The sequence below is a fragment of the Ancylomarina sp. genome, assembly GCF_041555295.1.
GTDB lineage: Bacteria > Bacteroidota > Bacteroidia > Bacteroidales > Marinifilaceae > Ancylomarina.
The window spans coordinates 1-1,524 of record NZ_JBFFKR010000478.1 but is presented as its reverse complement, the minus strand read 5'-3'; the positions used below and the strand labels follow the sequence as shown (position 1 = coordinate 1,524).

Sequence of the window (1,524 nt, the reverse complement as noted above, 5' to 3'; positions counted from 1 at the left end):
TTAAATATTTTTTTCATCTGTGTCATCTGTGGTTAAACTATTTTTTAATCATATTCCTATCAAAATAATCTGCGTCGGATCTTTTCTTCATGAAAAAAGGTGCTCTCAAACCGATTGAGAGCACCCTAATCATAGCCAATCGCTATCCATTGACCATTCACTATTGACCCGTGACTATAGTCGATTCTCTTGAATGACTTTCCTCCGTCTCCATCTCAATCTCAAACACATTGGTTTCACCAAATCGATGGACCAATTGCAGGCTGATGCTTTTATAGGTTACAGCTTCTATTCTGGCCGTATAGGAGCCAGGTTCCACAGATTTAATTCGGAAACCCCCCAGTTCTCCTATACATTTATGATCTATATTGGCCTCTTCAATAATAAAATGAGCCTGAGGAACAGGTTGCTTAGTCAGCTTATCCAGAATATGTCCTGTAATGGCTATCTTTCTGTGTCCCACCTTTTCAATATCTCTGGCTTCTACATAAGCCTTATACAGGTCTGGATCATCTTGCTCAAACATCGACTTCATCACCCTATCCAAACGGTATCTAAAAAGGCTTATAATTTGTTTGGCTATGATCGATAGCTCACCCGTTGCAATTTTTGTTGTACTCTGAATCTCTTTGGGGCGAGGAGTTAGGGCCTTAAATCCCTCATAGGCGTCCTTTAGGTCAGCTAGCATGCTCTCGCTAATTCCTGTTTCAGCAAGTTTTTCTGCCAGACTATCGCAGTATTCTATGGATAAGTTAGCTTTTGTAATCAGCCTTCCATCACTGTAGCCGGAATAAACCGAACTGCCTCCCTTAAAGTTTTCAATATCTTCCAGCTCATTGGTTTTAATGCAATAATTAGTGATGAGCTGGTTGATCTTACTCAGTTGCAGGGCAAGCGTATTTTTCTTATTCCGCTTCGTAAGCGTGGTTCCTTTATAGTCCTTTTCTTTAATAGCCCACACCGTTTCGAAATTAACATTAAGACCAAGGATGAGCGCAATAATTTCTTTGACTACGGGAATCTCATCCAGCTTTATTTGATAAACTTGAGTGAAATCAATAAATCGTCTTAACATTTCTCTTAGATTTGAATATCTCTTTTTCATCTGATTATAATTTTAAGTTTTAGACATATGAAGTTGCTAATAATCAAGGTTCGCAAAAGCTCATGAAGGCTAAAGCCAGACTTCTTTGTGTGAAAGGATTGATTATAGCTCGTTTCATAACCTGAGTTTTAATTTGATTAAAAAATAAATTAGAAATAGAATTCAAATACTCCCCAATTTTAATACGAAGTCAATCTGTTTTGTTTACGATATGCTTATCGATCTGTAGGATGTGTAAATGAATCCTTCATGGTATAAATTTAAATTGGCAATTAAAGCCTTGTACATCCCCACCTGTCTAGATTTTGTAAAGCTTCATTCTAGACATCATTACAATTCCTGCAAGTAAAAGCCTTAAAAGCCAATTTAAATTGGATGTGTTCCATAGGCATTTTGTTTAAAGGTTTATTTATGTGTTT

Annotated in this window: 1 protein-coding gene; it reads right to left on the bottom strand. The window is 36.8% G+C overall.

Annotated features, from left to right (window positions below; all coding sequences use genetic code 11):
• Positions 1–160: 160 nt before the first annotated feature.
• A complete protein-coding gene (locus tag ABY905_RS17240) occupies positions 161–1,105 on the bottom strand; it encodes a hypothetical protein (protein WP_372646133.1) in 945 nt (314 codons plus the stop codon).
• Positions 1,106–1,524 lie beyond the last annotated feature (419 nt).